This is a genomic window from Caenispirillum bisanense (genome assembly GCF_900230255.1).
GTDB lineage: Bacteria > Pseudomonadota > Alphaproteobacteria > Rhodospirillales > Rhodospirillaceae > Caenispirillum > Caenispirillum bisanense_A.
The window spans coordinates 828,963-844,953 of sequence record NZ_OCNJ01000001.1 but is presented as its reverse complement, the minus strand read 5'-3'; the positions used below and the strand labels follow the sequence as shown (position 1 = coordinate 844,953).

Below are 15,991 nucleotides of genomic sequence, written 5' to 3'. Positions count from 1 at the left end.
CATGACCACCGCGGCCGCCCGTGAGCCCGCCTTCAGCATCGGTGTCGAGGAGGAATACCTGCTGGTGTCGCAGGACACCCGCGACCTCGTCACCGACTGCCCCGACGACCTGCTGGAAGACTGCGGCGTGTCCGACGCCGGCTCGGTCAGCCCGGAGTTTCTGCGCAGCCAGATCGAGGTCGGCACCCGCATCTGCAAGACAGCCGGCGAGGCCCGCGCCTGTCTGGCCGAGATGCGCGGCGTCGTGGCGCGGGCGGCCAACCGCCACGGCCTCGCGCCCATCGCCGCTTCCACCCACCCCTTCGCCCAGTGGCAGGACCAGCGCCACACCCCGAAGGAGCGCTACGCCGTGCTCGCCCGCGACCTGCAGGGCGTGGCGCGCCGGCTGCTCATCTGCGGCACCCATGTGCACGTCGGCATCGAAGACCCCGACCTGCGCATCGACCTGATGAACCAGGTCACCTACTTCCTGCCGCACCTGCTGGCCCTGTCGACCAGCTCGCCGTTCTGGCGCGGCGTCGACACCGGGCTGAAATCCTACCGCATCAGCGTGTTCAACGAGCTGCCGCGCACCGGCCTGCCCGAGCAGTTCCAGAGCTGGGGCGAGTTGCAGCGCCACATCAACGTGCTGGTCGGCGCCGGCCTGATCGAGGACGGCACCAAGCTGTGGTGGGACGTGCGCCCCTCCGCCCGCTTCCCGACCCTGGAAATGCGCATCACCGACGTCTGCACCAACGTCGACGACGCCTGCGCCATCGCCGCCCTTTATGCCTGCGTGCTGCGCATGCTGTGGCGCCTGCGCCGCGGCAACCAGCGCTGGCGGCTCTATGCCCACATGCTGATCCTGGAGAACCGCTGGCGCGCCCAGCGCTACGGCTTCGACGAGGGGCTGGTGGACTTCGGCAAGGGCGAGATCGTGCCCTACGCCGACCTGCTGGAGGAACTGCTGCACCTGACGGCGGAGGACGCCGCTGCGCTGCAGTGCGAAAACGAAATCGCCCAGTGCCGCCACATCCTGACCCGCGGCACCAGCGCCCACCGCCAGCTCGCCACCTACCGCACGGCCATGGCCGCGGGCGCCACCTCCGAGGAAGCCCTGCGCCAGGTGGTCGACTTCCTCATCGGCGAGACGGTGGCGGGGATCGACGTTCCCGCCTGAACACGCCACTTTCCGCGCCTGTCTCTCCGTCTACCGCGCCCGCGCCGCGGCCGGGCTCGCGCAGGCGTGGCGGCGGTGATGGGGCTCGCCCATCGTCCCCAGACGCACCTTTGCCTGCCTTTTGCGCACAAACTCATTGTGGTTGTAAATGGATCACTTTCGGTGCCCAATAAGTCTTACATCTCGCAGGTGCAGCATTAGACGGAGGTGCCGATGTCCGAACGCATTCTTCAGCTGGCCACCCAGTTTTCCGAAGAGGCCAACCTCAAAGTCGGAGAAATCCAGACCGTCACGACCGCCACCAACATTCTCGCCCTCAATGCCCTGATCGAAGCAGCCCGCGCCGGCGACGCCGGACGCGGGTTTTCCGTAGTCGCCAACGAGGTGAAGGAGATTTCCGGCCGGGTGAGCGGCATCACGCTGCAGTTGCGCGACCTGTTCACCCGCCAGGTGCGCGAATTGCAGAGCACGGCGCGCGAGGTCGCCGGCGTCCGGCTGGCGGACCTGGCGCGCTACACCGTCGAACTCATCGACCGCAACCTCTACGAACGCTCGTGCGACGTCCGCTGGTGGGCCACCGACAGCGCCGTGGTCGACGCCTGCGGCGCGCCCTCGTCGGCCTCGGCGGCCTTCGCCAGCGAGCGACTCGGCATCATCCTCGACAGCTATACCGTCTACCTGGACCTCTGGGTCGCCGACGCCTCGGGGACAGTCATCGCCAGCGGACGGCCCGGCCGCTATCCGGACGCCGTCGGGGCCAGCGTCGCCGACACCGAGTGGTTCCGGGGCGCCATGCGCACGGACGATGGCTCCTGCTTCGTCGTCACCGACATCGAGCGCGCCCCGCACCTCGGCGGCAAGGCGGTCGCGACCTATGCCACCGCCATCCGCGAGAGCGGCGACGTCGCCGGCCGCCCCATCGGCGCGCTCGGCATCTTCTTCGACTGGGAGCCGCAGGCCCACAGCATCGTCACCGGCCTCGGCTTCAGCGCCGAAGAGCAGGCGCGGACGCGCGTCATGCTGGTCGACCGCAACCGCCGCGTCATCGCCAGCAGCGACGGGCACGGCATCCTGACGGAAACCTATCCGCTCGATACCCGCGGCGGCCGGACGCGCGGCTCCTACGTGCCGTCGCAGGGCCGGCTGGTCGGCTTCGCCCTCACGCCCGGGTACGAGACCTACGACGGCCTCGGGTGGTACGGCGTGATCGAACAGGCCGACGCCTGACCGCGGCGGCGGCGGCGGACCCAACCCTCCCCCGCCGCCGCCCGTTGCCTCTGCGCCCCCACCAACGGCGACGAGGACACCGGCCCATGGCGCGCTCCCGACACGATCCCCGCGGCCGCACCGCCGACCGCCCGACCGAGATCCCCCGCCGCGGCTGGATGGACGTCGGCCGGCGGGTGAAGGACGAGATGGCGGCCGACAACATCAGCATCGTCGCCGCCGGCGTCGCCTTCTTCACCCTCCTGTCCATCTTCCCGGCGCTGGCGGCCGCCCTCACCCTCTACGGCATCGTTGCGAGCCCCGAGCAGGTGGCCACGCAGATCCAGCCCCTGAGCGGAGTGCTGCCGGGCGACGTGCAACGGATCATCGGCGACCAGTTGCAGCGCCTGGCCTCCGCCTCGGGCGGGGCGCTCGGGTTCAGCGCCGTCGTCGGCCTGCTCGCCAGCCTGTGGAGCGCGTCCAAGGGCATGAAGGCCATGGTGGGCGGCATGGACATCGCCTACGACGAGACGGACGATCGCGGCTTCGTCAAGCTGACGGCGACGGTGCTCGCCCTGACGGTCGGGGCGGTCGTGTTCTTCCTGGTGTCGCTGGTGCTGATCGCCGCCGTGCCGGCGCTGGCCGGCTCCCTCGGGCTGCCGGACGCGCTGCGGACCCTGGTGTCGTGGGGCCGCTGGCCGCTGCTGCTGGTGCTGGTGATGCTGGCCCTGGCCGTGCTCTACCGCTTCGCCCCCGACCGCGACCCGCCGCGCTGGCGCTGGGTGACGCCCGGCTCGCTGATCGCCGCCGTGCTGTGGCTGGTGGGGTCGGTGGCGTTTTCCATCTACGTGCGGTCCTTCGGCAGCTACAACGAGAGCTACGGCGCGCTGGCCGGCGTCGTGGTGCTGCTGATGTGGCTCTACATCTCGGCCTACGTGGTCCTGCTCGGCGCCGAGGTGAATGCCGAACTGGAGCGCCAGACCCGCAAGGACTCCACCAAGGGCCGGCCCGAGAAGCTGGGCCGGCGCGGCGCGCACGCGGCGGACACGGTCGGACGCTGACCGGCCGCCGGCGCGCGCCCGCCCCTCAGCCGGCCGCCGCCGCCTCCAGCGCGGCGATGTCGAGCTTCACCATGTCCTGCATCGCCTCGAACACCCGCGTCGCCCGCGCCCGGTCGGGGTCGGAAATCAGCGGCGGCAGCATCTTCGGCACGATCTGCCACGACACGCCGTAGCGGTCGGTGAGCCAGCCGCACTGCACCGGCGCACCGCCGTCGGCCGTCAGCGCCGCCCACAGGCGGTCGACCTCCGCCTGATCATCGCACTCGATGGTGACCGAGACGGCGTGGTTGAAGGCGATGGCCGGCGGCCGGCCGTTGAGGGCGATCCACGGCGAACCGTCGAGGGTGAAGCGCACCACCAGGACGCCGCCCGCCGGCCCGGCGGGACCGTCGGCCGGCACGCGCTGCACCTCCTCGATGCGCGAGTCGGGCAGGAGGGAGACGTAGAAGGCCGCCGCCTCCTCCGCCTCGTGCGGGAACCACAGGCAGGGATACATGCGGGACATGACCACCCTCCCCCCTCAGGCCTGAGCGGCGGCAGCGTCGTGTACGCCCGCCTCGGCCGTGGCCGGGTCCATCCACAGCACTTCCCAGATGTGCCCGTCGGGGTCTTCGACGTTGCGGTAGTACATGAAGCCGTAGTCCTGCGCCGGCTTCAGGTCGGCCTGCCCGCCGGCCGCGGCGGCGCGGTCGACGATGGCGTCCACCTCGGCCCGGCTGTCGGTGGACAGCGCCACCAGCACCTCCGTCGCCGCCCGCGCATCGGCCAGCGGCCGCGGCGTGAAGCCGGCGAACTTGGCGTGGGTGAGCAGCATGACGTGGATGGTATCCGACAGCACCATGCAGGCGGCGGTGTCGTCGGAGAACTTGGGCTCCTTCCGCCCGCCGAGCGCCTCGTAGAAGGCGACGGCGCGGCCGAGGTCGGCGACGGGCAGGTTGACGAAGATCTTCTGCTTGGCCATGGACGGCTCCTCTCGTTGGTGACGCCCAGAGGACGAACGAGAGGGACTGGGGCCGACAGGGGGAGTCAGAGAAAGACGGTTTCGATTCCGAGGGACGACGCAGCGGCGGCAAAGCGCCGGTCCAGCGTACACAAGGTGCCGCCATGCTCGGCGACGATGGCGAGATGAAGCGCATCACCGGCTCGCAGGCCGAGGCGGTGATCGTCGGCGAACCTGGCTGCAAGCCGAAAATGAACTGGCTCCACCGGCAGGATGCGGAAAGTTTCCGCGGCCAACCGCTTGAAGGTAGCGAGAGCCGAAGACCTCAGATCCTCGTCCAACTGTCCCGTCCGGAGCTTGAGCGATAGGGCCGACGAGAATTCAGTGACGGCCCACTCGCCGAGGACCAAGTGCTCGGCCTCCTGCGCCGCGAGCCAGGCCTGGACACGTTCGGTTGCCGCTTCCTTGGTCAGTGCCGCGACCAGCAGCGACGTGTCGAGGTAGAGGCTCAATACCGAGCCTCGTCCCGCATCCGCCGCACCAGGTCGGCGGCGGTTTCCGGCTGCTCGGGCATGGGATCGGTCACCGCCTTGAGCTCCGAGAGCGAGATTGGGCGGCGCGGCCCTGCTGCGGTCAGACGGGCGACCTCGCGGCCGTCGCGGAGGATGGACACCGCCTCGCCGGCCTCGGCCTGGGCGATCAGGTCTTCCAGATGCTCCTTGGCGTGCGCCAGCGTGACCTTGTTCATGACGGCTCCCAATGCCGGGAAACGACTCTCAGGATATAGCAATCGCGCCGGTTCGCCACAACGTGCCCCCGCCCCCTCACACCCCCGCCGGCCGCTCGCCGCCCAGGGCCCAGTCCAGCAGCTGCACCGTGTGCACGATCGGCACCTGGGTGCCCTGGGCGATCTGGGTCATGCAGCCGATGTTGCCCGCCGCGATGACGTCGGGCTGCACCGACTCGATGTTGGCGCACTTGCGGGCCAGCAGTTGGCCTGCGAGTTCCGGCTGCATGAGGTTGTAGGTGCCGGCGGAGCCGCAGCACAGGTGGCTTTCCGGCACGTCCTTCACCACGAAGCCGGCCCGGGCGAGCAGGTCCTTGGGCTGGGTGCGCACGCGCTGGCCGTGCTGCAGCGAGCAGGCGGAGTGGTAGGCCACCGTCACCCCCGCCACCCGCGCCGGGTCGCCCGGCGGCAGGTCGAGGTCGGTGAGGAACTCGCTCACGTCGCGGGTCAGGGCGGAAACGCGCGCGGCGCGGTCGGCCCACTCGGCGTCGTGCTGCAGGAAGTGGCCGTAATCCTTCACCATGGTGCCGCAGCCCGAGGCGTTGACGACGATGGCGTCCAGCCCCTCGCCCTCGATCTCGCGCATCCAGGCCGCCACGTTGGCGCGGGCGAAGGCGCGGCCGTCGTCCTCCTTGCCCAGGTGGTGGACCAGGGCGCCGCAGCAGCCGGCATCGGGCGGAGCGACGATCTCGACGCCGAGGCGCGTCAGCAGCCGCACGGTGGCGTCGTTGATGGCCGGGTCGAGGGCCGGCTGCACGCAGCCCTGCAACAGCGCCACCCGCTTGCGCCGCGCGCCCTGCGCCGGGAAGCGGCCGGGGCGGTTGGCGGGGGTGGCGGCCGGCAGGGCGGCGGGGGCGAACTTCAGCATGCCGCGCAGACGTTCCGGCAGCACGCCCGCGAAGGGCTTGCCGAGGCGGGCGGCGGCCATGGCGGCGCGGAAGCGGCCGGGGTACGGCATCACGCGCGCCAGCATCTCGCGCAGCAGGCGGTCGGCCAGCGGGCGGCGGTAGTTCTGTTCGATGCGGGTGCGGGCCTGGTCGACCAGATGCATGTAGTCGACGCCCGACGGACAGGTGGTCATGCACGACAGGCACGAAAGGCAGCGGTCGATGTGCTTGACCACCTTGTCGGACGCCGGCTTGTCGTTCTCCAGCATGTCCTTGATGAGGTAGATGCGGCCGCGCGGGCTGTCCAGCTCGTCGCCGCGCAGCACGAAGGTCGGGCAGGTGGCGGTGCAGAAGCCGCAGTGGACGCACTTGCGCAGGATGCCGTCGGCTTCCTGGATGGCGGGATCGCGCAGCTGTTCCGGGGTGAAGGTGGTCTGCATGGGCCTACAGCCCCTCCGCCATGCGGCCCGGATTGAACACCCGGGCCGGGTCATAGGTCTCCTTCAGGCGGCGGGACAGCGCGGCCAGCGCCCCATCCTGCGGCTGAAAGACGGGAACGGCGGCGCGCACGTCCTCCGGCGCCCGCACCAGCGTCGCGTGCCCGCCGCCGCAATGGGCGACGGCGGCGCGGATGAGCGTCGCCGCCTCGGCCGGCGTGGGTCCGTCGAGCGTCAGCCACACCTGGCCACCGCCCCAGTCGTAGAAGGCGGTCGGCGTGCCGTGGGGCCGCAGGGACTCCACCACCGCCGGGCCGCTCATGGGCGGCACGGAGAGGCGCCACACGGGGCGGTCGGCGGGCTCCACCAGCGGCCGCACGTCGCGCACGGCAGCCCAGGCGGCGAGGCTGTCGTCGCGCCCCATTTCCGCCGTCGGGCCGAAGCCGGCCAGTTCGGAACACAGCGCCTTGGCCCGCCAGTCGACGGAGGGACCGGGCCCTTCCACCCGCACCAGAGTCACCGCCTCCCCTGCCCCCGCCACGGCGTGACCCGCCAGCGCCGCGGGCAGATGGGCGGCGCCCACCACCTCGTGGCTCGATTGCAGGGCGGCGCTCAGGCACTTCACGGCGTCGCAGTCGGACAGGCCGCGCACCACCACGGTGCGGGTGTCCTCGGGCGCCGGCAGCACCTTCAGCGTCACCTCGGTCAGCACCGACAGCGTGCCCCACGAGCCGGCGAGCAGTTTGCACAGGTCGAAGCCGGTGACGTTCTTCACCACCTTGCCGCCGGCCTTGAACACCTCCGCCCGGCCGCCGACCGCATGGCAGCCGAGGAAGTGGTCGCGCACCGCCCCCACGGCGATGCGCCGCGGCCCGGCGAGGTTGCTCGCCACCAGCCCGCCGACGGTGCCGCGCCCGGCCGGCTCGCCGAGCAGCGCCGTCAGGTCCGGCGGCTCGAAGGCCATCTGCTGGTTCTGCGCGGCCAGCGCCGCCTGGATCTCGGCCAGCGGCGTGCCGGCGCGGGCGGTGAGGATCAGTTCCGCCGGCAGGTATTCGACGATGCCGGAGAGGCCGGACAGGTCGAGGGTCGCGGTGGTGTTGGTGGGGCGGCCGAGGGCGCGCTTGCTGCCGTGGCCCTGCACGGTCAGCGGCGTCGCACTCTCCACGGCCCAGGCGACGGCATCGCGCACCTGGTCCGACGTCGTGGGGGCGAGGGTCTGGGTCATGGGCCTCAGAAGCGCGGGATGTCGGGGAACGGCAGGCGGCCGCCGGTGACGTGCAGGCGGCCCAGTTCGGCGCAGCGGTGCAGGGTCGGGTAGACCTTGCCGGGGTTGAGCAGCTGCTCGGGATCGAAGGCGCACTTGATGCGCTGCTGCTGCTTGATGTCGTCCTCGCCGAACATCACCGGCATGAGGTCGCGCTTTTCCACGCCCACGCCATGCTCGCCGGTCAGCACGCCGCCGACCTCGACACACAGGCGCAGGATGTCGGCCCCGAAGGCCTCGGCGCGCTCCAGTTCCGTCGGCTTGTTGGCGTCGAACAGGATGAGCGGGTGCAGGTTGCCGTCGCCGGCATGGAAGACGTTGGCGACGCGCAGGGCGTGGGTCTGCGCCATCTCCTGCATGCGCGCCAGCACCTGCGGCAGGGCGCGGCGCGGGATGGTGCCGTCCATGCACAGGTAGTCGGGGCTGATGCGCCCGACCGCCGGGAAGGCCGCCTTGCGTCCGGCCCAGAACCGCATGCGCTCCTCGTCCGAGGTGGAGACGCGCAGTTCCGACGCGCCGTGGTCGCGGGCGATAGCTTCGACGCGGGAAATCAGGTGTTCCACTTCCGCCGCCGGGCCGTCCAGCTCGCAGATGAGCAGCGCCTCCACGTCGAGCGGGTAGCCGGCGTGGACGAAATCCTCCGCCGCGTGGATGGCCGGGCGGTCCATCATCTCCAGGCCCGCCGGGATGATGCCGGCGCCGATGATGGCCGCCACGCAGTCGCCGCCCGCCTCGCTGGTCGGGAAGCCCATGAGCACGGCCTTGGCGGTTTCCGGCTTCTTGAGGATGCGCACCGTCACTTCGGTGACGATGCCGAGCATGCCCTCCGACCCCGTGACGACGCCGAGCAGGTCGTAGCCGCCGGCGTCCAGGTGCTTGCCGCCGAGCCGCACGATCTCGCCGTCGGGCAGCACCATCTCGACGCCGAGCAGGTTGTTGGTGGTAAGGCCGTATTTCAGGCAATGCACGCCGCCGGCGTTCTCGGCCACGTTGCCGCCGATGGAACAGGCGATCTGGCTCGACGGATCGGGCGCGTAGTAGAAGCCGGCGTGGGCGACGGCGGTGGTGATGGCGAGGTTGGTGACGCCCGGCTGCACGGTGGCGCAGCGGTTCTCGAAGTCGATGTCGAGGATGCGGTTGAACCGCCCCATGCCGATGGTGACGGCATCCGCCAGCGGCAGCGATCCGCCGGACAGGGAGGTGCCGGCGCCGCGCGGCACGATCTTCACGCCCTTGGCGTGGCACCATTTGAGGATGCGGCTGACCTGCTCGGTGTTTTCCGGCAGGACGACGACGAGCGGCAGTTGCTTGTAGGCGGTGAGCGCGTCGCAGTCATAGGCGCGCAGCTCGTCCTCGTCGGCGATGACGCCCTCGCCCGGCACGATTCGGCGCAGGGCCTCGACGATCTCCGACCGGCGGGCGATGGTGCCCTGGTCCGGCGGCGGCATCAGCATGAGCCATCCTCCCTGGCGGCGGCATCCTTGGGATGCCTTGTCTTTCCGCCATCATATGGGGGAGGTGCGGCGCCTGACAATGCCGGAACGGAATTGTCGGATTAGGCGAGCCCGCGGGGCGGGCGCACAAACGAAAAAGCCGCGCAGGCGTGCGCGGCTTTTTCGAGTGCTCTTCGGAAGAACGCGCCCCGCGAACGAGGCGCCATCCGTCGGCGGGGCGCAAGCGCACCGCCCGGATCGCGTCCTCAGCCCTGGCGGGCCTTGAAGCGCGGGTTCTTCTTGTTGATCACGTACACACGGCCCTTGCGACGCACGACACGGCAGTTCTTGTCGCGGAGCTTGGCCGACTTCAGAGAGTTGCGGACCTTCATGACCTGTCCCTCGAAAACCTTTTTGGCTCGGAAGAGCGCGCAAGATACGGGCCGGGTGGGGGGCTGTCAACGGCGGAATCAGGCTTTGTCCGCCCTTTCCGCCGCCCCCGCCGGCCCGTTTGCGGTTCAGTTCTCGCGCGGCGGCTGGTTGCTGCCCTTGATGGTCGCCACGAAGCGCGACAGCGTGTCGGAAATGGCGCCGCGTTCCAGCATCACCTCGATCAGGTGGAAGCGCGCCTCGTCGGCCATGGCCGCATCCAGCGCCGCCTTCAGCTCCCGCCGCGCCGCCGCCCGATGGCCGCAGCCGCCGAGCGCCTGGGCGATGTCGGCAAAGCGCCATTCGGCTAGGTTGTTGTAGGAGCCCTCGGGCTGGAAGGTGCGCAGCATCTCCCAGCTCGCGTTGTTGAACACGATGACGACGGGCGCCCAGCCGTTGGCGAGGCAATTGCCCAGTTCCCACCCCGTCATCTGGAAGGCGCCGTCGCCCACCAGGATGAGCGGCCGCCGCCCGGTCGCCGCCGCCAGCCCGATTCCCGCCGGCACGCCGAACCCCATGGTGGCGTAGTAGCCCGGCGCCACCAAGGCGGTGTTGACGATGTCCATGGCGGTGAACAGGCAGTCGCCCATGTCCGACGCGATGGGCATGGGGCCGCTGGCCGCGAACAGGTCGTTGACGGCGCGCGCGATGTCCATGGGGCCGACCGCGGCGTCGTCGGCGTCGAGTCCCGTCGGGCACACCTGGCGCTGCGGCCGGCGCAGGGCTTCGGCGGCCGGCGGCGGCTCGGCCTGCGCGAGCAGTTCCGCCACCACGTCGGCGAGCGGCAGGGCGGGATACTTGTGGTAGCCGAGGCTCACCTCGCCGTCGGCCGCCAGCATGGCGTGGCGCAGGTCGATGCGGCGGCCGGAGACGCCGAAGTTGGTGTCCGACAGGATGACGCCGAGCATGAGCAGCCCGTCCGACTCCTCGATGATCTCGCTGACGTCCGGCTTGCCGGCCATCCCCATGTAGACGCCCACCAACGGCGCGTCGGCCTCGGCCAACAGGCCGCGGCCCATGAAGGTGGTGGCGACGGGGATGTTGAGGCGGCGGGCCAGCTGCGCCACTTCTTCTTCGATGTCGTAGCGCCGCACCTCGACACCGATGAGCAGGGCCGGCTTTTTCGCCTCCTTCAGGCGGTCGAGGATCTCGGCGGCGGCGGCGCGGGCGGCGCCCGGATCGCCGCGGCGGGGCGGCAGCGGCTGCACCGGCTCGCAGGGCTCGGCCACCATGTCGCGCGGAATCTCGATGTAGACGGGGCGGCTTTCGTCCAGGCAAGCGCGGAGCACGCGGGCGATTTCGCGCGGGGCGGTGCGGACGTCGTCGAGGATGGCCTGGGCGCAGGTGATTTCCTCGAACACCCGCTGCTGGCTCTCGATGGTCTTGGCCTGGTGGTGGAGCAGCAGGCCACGGCCCTTCTCGCCCTTGCCGGGGGCGCCGGAAATGACCACCAGCGGCGACTTCTCGGAATAGGCGCCGGCCACCGGGTTGACCATGTTGAACGCCCCGGCGCCGTAGGTGACGCAGGCGACGCCGAGCCCTTTGTGGATGCGCGCCGCCGCGTCGGCGGCGAATCCGACGCCCGGCTCGTGGCTCAGGCAATGCAGGGGCAGGATCCCGGTGCTCTCGATATAACGGAAGAAGGGCAGCGCGAAATCGCCGGGGATGCCGAAGATCTCGCGGGCGCCATGATCCTTCAGGGCGGTGAGCAGGACTTCGCTGAGGGTGGGCATGGGACGGGTCGTCTCCCTGATCGTGGTCCGGCTCGGACGGCCGGTGTTGCCGCGAGGCTAACGCGGAACGCCGCCGCCGCCCAGGGGCAATTTCCCGGGAGGAAATCGAATTTCCCACCATGGCGTAGCGCGGCGGGGACTTGCGGACACAACCGGCATTTGCCACCGTCGGTTCCACCGATCATCCAGGAGCCGCCCCCCATGACCACCGTCCTCGTCGTTCCCGGCCTCGGCAATTCGGGGCCGGACCACTGGCAGAGCCACCTGGAGACCGCCCTGCCCGGCTGCCGCCGCGTCGTCATGGGCGACTGGGACAAGCCCGACCTGCAGGATTGGGTACAGGGCCTGGAGCGAGCGGTGCAGGATGCCGGCGACGACCCGGTGGTGCTGCTGGCCCACAGCCTCGCCTGCGCCACCGTCGCCCACTGGAGCCGCGAGGGCCGCGTCGACGCCGTTAAGGCCGCCCTGCTGGTGGCGCCGGCCGACGTCGACAGCCGCGACCACACGCCGCCGGAGATCTGGGGCTTCGCGCCCATGCCGCTGCACCGCCTGCCCTTCCCGGCCACGGTTGTGGCGAGCCGCACCGACCCCTTCGTCGCCTGGGACCGCGCCGCCGCCTTCGCCGAGGCCTGGGGCGCCGACTTCGTGGACGCCGGCGACGCCGGTCACCTCAACACCGATGCCGGTTACGGCCGGTGGGACTACCCGGCATCGTGGCTGAACGCGCTCGCATGAGCCGCTCCGCCCCGCGGACCGTCAGGTCGCCGGCGGCGGCGGTGGCGGCGCGGCCGACGGCGCCGTAGCCGCCTGCGCGAGACCGACCAGCTCGCGGCCGACCGAGAGCAGGTCGGGAACGCAGTCCGCAGGAATGCCGAGCACGTAGCCGGCCTCGATCAACGACAGGTTCTGGATCACGATCAGGATCACGGCGCCGCGATTGAGGAACGGCAGGCTGCGCAAGGCGGCGACGGCCGCGTCGCCGCCGGAAACGGCACGCCGGGGCAGACACCGGTAGAGCATCCGCAGGGCCGGTGCCAGTCCGCCGTCCCGAAGCAGGCTGCGCCCCACCCCACCGAAGGCGCGCACGACGAACTCGTCGCCGACCGTTCGGGTTCCGGTCATCAGGTAGGCATGCCGCCGCAGGATGCGCACCAGCGCGACTCTATGCGTGCCCATGGAACCACCGCCGTGAAGACCTCATCACCCCAGGATAAACGCCTTCCGTTCATTAGGAAACCCGTATTCAATTGTGCATACGGTGGGCGTTGTCGATGAAGCGCAAAACACTGCGCCGAACGTCGGTCATCGGGTGGCACCTGCGCGCCCGTCATGCCGATGGACACACCGCGGCTCCACTGGGCACAGGGCGCCCGGCCCACTGATTCGCCGAGCCGAGAAACGAAAGAACCCGCGGCGCGCCGTCGCGCATCCGCAGGTTCTTTGTCGTTCGAGAGACGGCGGATCGCTCCGCGAGCCTCGTCGTTGTCAGGGCTGCCGCGTCACTCGCTGACGGGCGGCACCGGATCGGTCGGGGTGTCCGACGACGCCGGCGCATCGGCATCTACCGCCTTCTTGCGCGGGGCCCGGCGCTTGGCCGGCGCCTTGGCGGCCGGCGCGGCGTCGGTCGACTCGCCTTCCGCGGCGGCCTTGCGCACGCGGGTGCGCTTCGGCTTGGCGGGAGCGGCCTCGGCTTCGGCGGCGGGGGCGGCTTCCGCGTCGGCCGGTTCGGCGGCCTTCTTGCGGCTGCGCGGCGCGGCGGCCTTGGCGGCGGCGGGCTTCTTCGCCGTCGTGCCCGTCGCCTTCTTGGCGGGGGCGCGCTTGCGCTTCGGCTTCTCCTCCGTCGCGGCCTCCTGCGCGGCGGCGGCCTCGACCACCTGCTCGGCGGCGGCGTCGGCGGTCGGCTCGACCGTCTCCGCCGGCGCGGCGGGAACGGCGACCGTCTCGGCGACATCGGCGGCCGGCTGGTCGGCACCACCCTCGATCACCGCGTCCACCGCCTGCACGGCGGCATCGACGGCTTCCGGCGCGGGCGGCACGGCCTCGGCCTTGTCACCCTTGCCGCGACGGCGGGTGCGGCGGCGCTTCTTCGGCTCGCCGGCGTCTTCGGCAGCAGCGTCGACGGCGACGATGTCGTCGGACTCGGCCACGGCTTCCGCCTCGGCTTCGGTCGCGGCGGCCTTTTCGGCGGCGGCAGCCTCGCGGGCGGCACGGCGCTTCTCGGCCTCGGCCTCGCGGCGCTCCCGTTCGACGCGCAGACGCTCGCCTTCCTTCTCGGGGTCGACCAGGATGAAGGCCGGGGTGTGGGAGCCGAAGGCCATCACGTCGTGGCCGTGATCCATCTCCTCGACCTCCCAGGCGGGATGGTCGCGGCGGCCGCGGCCGCTGCGCTCGCCCCGGCGGTCACGATCCCGGCGCTCACCCCGTTCCGGCCGGTCACCCCGCTCGGGACGGTCGGCGCGCTCGGTCCGCTCGGGACGGTCGGCGCGGTCGCGGCGGCGGTCGTCGCGCACCTCGCGGCGTTCCTCCAACCGCGGCGCCTCGGCGACGGGAGCGGGCGCGGCGGCGGTGACGGCGGCCTCGACGGGCGCCTGAACCGGCTGGGCCTGCGCCGGCGCCTCGTCGCGGCGCGGCTCGTCGCGGCGGCCGGAGTCGCGGCGACGCTCACGGCCCTGCTCGCGGGGCTTGTCGCGGCCGGTGTTGCGGCGGCGCCGCTTGCGGCCGTCGTCGGGTGCCAGCTCGCAATTCTCGACGGTTTCGAGCTGCACGCGCGGGATCTCCTTGCCGATCAGCTTCTCGATGGCGTCCACGTACTTGGTGTCGTCGGGCGTCGCCAGGGTGTAGGCGTGGCCTTCCTTGCCGGCGCGGCCGGTGCGGCCGATGCGGTGGATGTAATCCTCGGAATGGCTGGGCACGTCGAAGTTGAAGACGTGCGACACATCCGACACGTCGATGCCGCGCGCCGCCACGTCGGAGCACACCATCAGGCGCGCTTCGTTCTTCTTGAAGCGCTCCAGCGTCACGGTGCGCTCGTTCTGCGGCATGTCGCCGTGCAGCTGCACCACGTCGTAGCCGTGCTTGGACAGCGACTTGTAGAGAATCGCCACGTCCCGCTTGCGGTTGCAGAAGATGAAGGCGTTGCGCACGTCCTCGCGGTTCAGCAACTCGCGCAGCGCCCGGCGCTTGTCCTCGTGCTCGACGATGGCCATCTGCTGGACCACGGTGGCGGCGCTCGACTGCTTCGGGCTGACGCGCACTTCACGCGGGTTCTGCAGGAAGGCGTCGGCCAGCTTGCGGATCTGGTCGTCCATGGTGGCCGAGAAGAACAGCGTCTGGCGGATCTTCGGCAGCAGCGACACGATGCGCTCGACGTCGGGGATGAACCCCATGTCGAGCATGCGGTCGGCTTCGTCGATCACCAGGATCTTCACGTCGGTCAGCAGGATGCGGCCACGCTCGAACAGGTCGAGCAGGCGCCCCGGCGTCGCGATCAGCACGTCGACGCCCTTGTTCAGGGCCGACTCCTGATCCCGGAAGCTCTCGCCCCCGATGAGCAGCGCCATGGCGAGCTTGTGATACTTGCCGTAGAGCGTGAAGTTTTCCGCCACCTGCGCGGCCAGCTCGCGGGTCGGTGCCACGATCAGGGATCGCGGCATGCGCGCCTTGGCGCGGCCGGCGGCGAGGATGTCGATCATGGGCAGCGTGAAACTGGCGGTCTTGCCGGTACCGGTCTGGGCGATGCCCAGCACGTCGCGCCCCATGAGGACGTGGGGGATGGCCTGCTCCTGGATCGGGGTCGGCGTATCGTAGCCGACGTCAGCGATGGCGCGCAGGGTTTCCGGAGAAAGTCCGAGATCGGAAAAGGTCATGCGTATGGATTTCGGCCTACAGGATCTGGCGGGGGCGGACGCTCGAAAAGATGTCGGCGCAGGCCCGGGGCCAAAATGCGGTTCGGTGCGGATAATAGAGCGGGAATAGCCGCTGTCAACGTTCGCGGAAATACCCGATGCCGGCCGCCTTGGCCCGGCGGGCGATTTCGTCTACGGTCGGCGGGTCCGCACGGGGCCTCGCCACCGCCCGGAACAACGCGCCAGAGCCAGGGAGGCTGCCATGTTGATGACTGCCGACAGATCTTCGCTGCTGATCGTCGACGTGCAGGAAAAACTCTGCCCGGTCATGGACGACCCGCGCATCGTGCTGCACAACGGCAGCCGCCTCATGCGCGGCGCCGCCCGGCTCGGCGTGCCGGTGACGGTGACGGAGCAGTACCCCGAGGGCATCGGCCCCACCATGTTCGACCTGCGCGAACTGACGGCGCCCGAGAACGTGCTGACCAAGCGCACGTTCTCGTCGGCGGCCGACGCCGGCATCGTCGAGCGCCTGCGCGGCTTCGGCCGGCCGCAGGTGGTGGTGGCGGGCATCGAGAGCCACGTCTGCGTGCTGCAGACCTGCCTCGGGTTCCGCGCGTTGGGCTACGAGGTGTTCGTGGTGCGCGACGCCTGTTCGTCGCGCCGCGTCGCCGACCGCGACGCCGCCTTCGTCCGCATGGCCGCGGCGGGCGTTGCCGTGGTGACCACCGAGATGGTGCTGTTCGAGTGGCTGGGCGATTCGCGCCACGAGGCCTTCCGCGAGGTCAGCAAGACGTTGATCAAATAACA

At 70.8% G+C, this 15,991-nt stretch carries 16 protein-coding genes; 5 read left to right on the top strand and 11 right to left on the bottom strand.

The annotated features are described in order from the left end of the window. Position 1: 1 nt before the first annotated feature. The 3 genes from CRP50_RS03995 to CRP50_RS03985 all read left to right on the top strand — a co-directional run bounded on the left by CRP50_RS03995 (position 2) and on the right by CRP50_RS03985 (position 3,426). Positions 2 to 1,159: a carboxylate-amine ligase gene (locus tag CRP50_RS03995; RefSeq protein ID WP_097277663.1), complete on the top strand. Its 1,158-nt coding sequence runs from the start codon at positions 2 to 4 to the stop codon at positions 1,157 to 1,159. 213 nt (positions 1,160 to 1,372) lie between these two features. Then, complete coding sequence (locus CRP50_RS26310; RefSeq protein WP_097277662.1) at positions 1,373 to 2,386, top strand: methyl-accepting chemotaxis protein; 1,014 nt, start codon at positions 1,373 to 1,375, stop codon at positions 2,384 to 2,386. Positions 2,387 to 2,472: 86 nt separating this feature from the next. After that, positions 2,473 to 3,426 carry a YihY/virulence factor BrkB family protein gene (locus tag CRP50_RS03985; RefSeq protein ID WP_097277661.1) on the top strand — a complete coding sequence of 318 codons (954 nt, stop codon included), beginning with the start codon at positions 2,473 to 2,475 and terminating at the stop codon, positions 3,424 to 3,426. 25 nt (positions 3,427 to 3,451) lie between these two features. Here the strand turns inward: CRP50_RS03985 and CRP50_RS03980 are convergent, their stop codons facing one another. The 9 genes from CRP50_RS03980 to ipdC form a co-directional block, all read right to left on the bottom strand. After that, positions 3,452 to 3,931, bottom strand: a complete 480-nt coding sequence (locus tag CRP50_RS03980) for a VOC family protein (RefSeq protein ID WP_097277660.1) — start codon at positions 3,929 to 3,931, stop codon at positions 3,452 to 3,454. Between the two features lie 15 nt (positions 3,932 to 3,946). Then, positions 3,947 to 4,387, bottom strand: coding sequence for a VOC family protein (locus CRP50_RS03975; RefSeq protein ID WP_097277659.1), 441 nt, complete (start codon positions 4,385 to 4,387; stop codon positions 3,947 to 3,949). Between the two features lie 65 nt (positions 4,388 to 4,452). Then, complete coding sequence (locus CRP50_RS03970) at positions 4,453 to 4,878, bottom strand: type II toxin-antitoxin system VapC family toxin (protein ID WP_097277658.1); 426 nt, start codon at positions 4,876 to 4,878, stop codon at positions 4,453 to 4,455. Beyond that, positions 4,875 to 5,114, bottom strand: coding sequence for a type II toxin-antitoxin system Phd/YefM family antitoxin (locus tag CRP50_RS03965; RefSeq protein ID WP_097277657.1), 240 nt, complete (start codon positions 5,112 to 5,114; stop codon positions 4,875 to 4,877). The genes CRP50_RS03970 and CRP50_RS03965 overlap by 4 nt, the downstream gene beginning before the upstream one ends. Positions 5,115 to 5,190: 76 nt before the next feature. Further along, the gene (glcF, locus tag CRP50_RS03960) at positions 5,191 to 6,480 is read right to left on the bottom strand and encodes a glycolate oxidase subunit GlcF (RefSeq protein WP_097277656.1); all 1,290 of its coding nucleotides are present in this window, start codon (positions 6,478 to 6,480) and stop codon (positions 5,191 to 5,193) included. A 4-nt stretch (positions 6,481 to 6,484) separates the two neighbouring features. After that, complete coding sequence (gene glcE / locus CRP50_RS03955; RefSeq protein WP_097277655.1) at positions 6,485 to 7,702, bottom strand: glycolate oxidase subunit GlcE; 1,218 nt, start codon at positions 7,700 to 7,702, stop codon at positions 6,485 to 6,487. Positions 7,703 to 7,707: 5 nt separating this feature from the next. Then, a complete protein-coding gene (locus CRP50_RS03950) occupies positions 7,708 to 9,195 on the bottom strand; it encodes an FAD-linked oxidase C-terminal domain-containing protein (protein WP_097277654.1) in 1,488 nt (495 codons plus the stop codon). Between the two features lie 245 nt (positions 9,196 to 9,440). After that, positions 9,441 to 9,566, bottom strand: a complete 126-nt coding sequence (gene ykgO / locus CRP50_RS03945) for a type B 50S ribosomal protein L36 (protein ID WP_097277653.1) — start codon at positions 9,564 to 9,566, stop codon at positions 9,441 to 9,443. A 126-nt stretch (positions 9,567 to 9,692) separates the two neighbouring features. Continuing rightward, a complete protein-coding gene (ipdC, locus tag CRP50_RS03940; RefSeq protein ID WP_097277652.1) occupies positions 9,693 to 11,336 on the bottom strand; it encodes an indolepyruvate/phenylpyruvate decarboxylase in 1,644 nt (547 codons plus the stop codon). Positions 11,337 to 11,537: 201 nt separating this feature from the next. Here ipdC and CRP50_RS03935 point away from each other — a divergent pair, with 201 nt between their 5' ends. Next, a complete protein-coding gene (locus CRP50_RS03935; RefSeq protein ID WP_097277651.1) occupies positions 11,538 to 12,071 on the top strand; it encodes an RBBP9/YdeN family alpha/beta hydrolase in 534 nt (177 codons plus the stop codon). 21 nt (positions 12,072 to 12,092) lie between these two features. Here the strand turns inward: CRP50_RS03935 and CRP50_RS03930 are convergent, their stop codons facing one another. Beyond that, positions 12,093 to 12,512: a hypothetical protein gene (locus CRP50_RS03930; RefSeq protein WP_141415059.1), complete on the bottom strand. Its 420-nt coding sequence runs from the start codon at positions 12,510 to 12,512 to the stop codon at positions 12,093 to 12,095. Positions 12,513 to 12,835: 323 nt separating this feature from the next. Next, entirely contained in the window at positions 12,836 to 15,202 is a 2,367-nt protein-coding gene (locus CRP50_RS03925) for a DEAD/DEAH box helicase (RefSeq protein WP_097277649.1), read from the bottom strand. Between the two features lie 241 nt (positions 15,203 to 15,443). On the opposite strand from CRP50_RS03925, the gene CRP50_RS03920 reads away from it, so the two are divergent. Further along, entirely contained in the window at positions 15,444 to 15,989 is a 546-nt protein-coding gene (locus CRP50_RS03920; RefSeq protein ID WP_097277648.1) for a hydrolase, read from the top strand. Positions 15,990 to 15,991 lie beyond the last annotated feature (2 nt).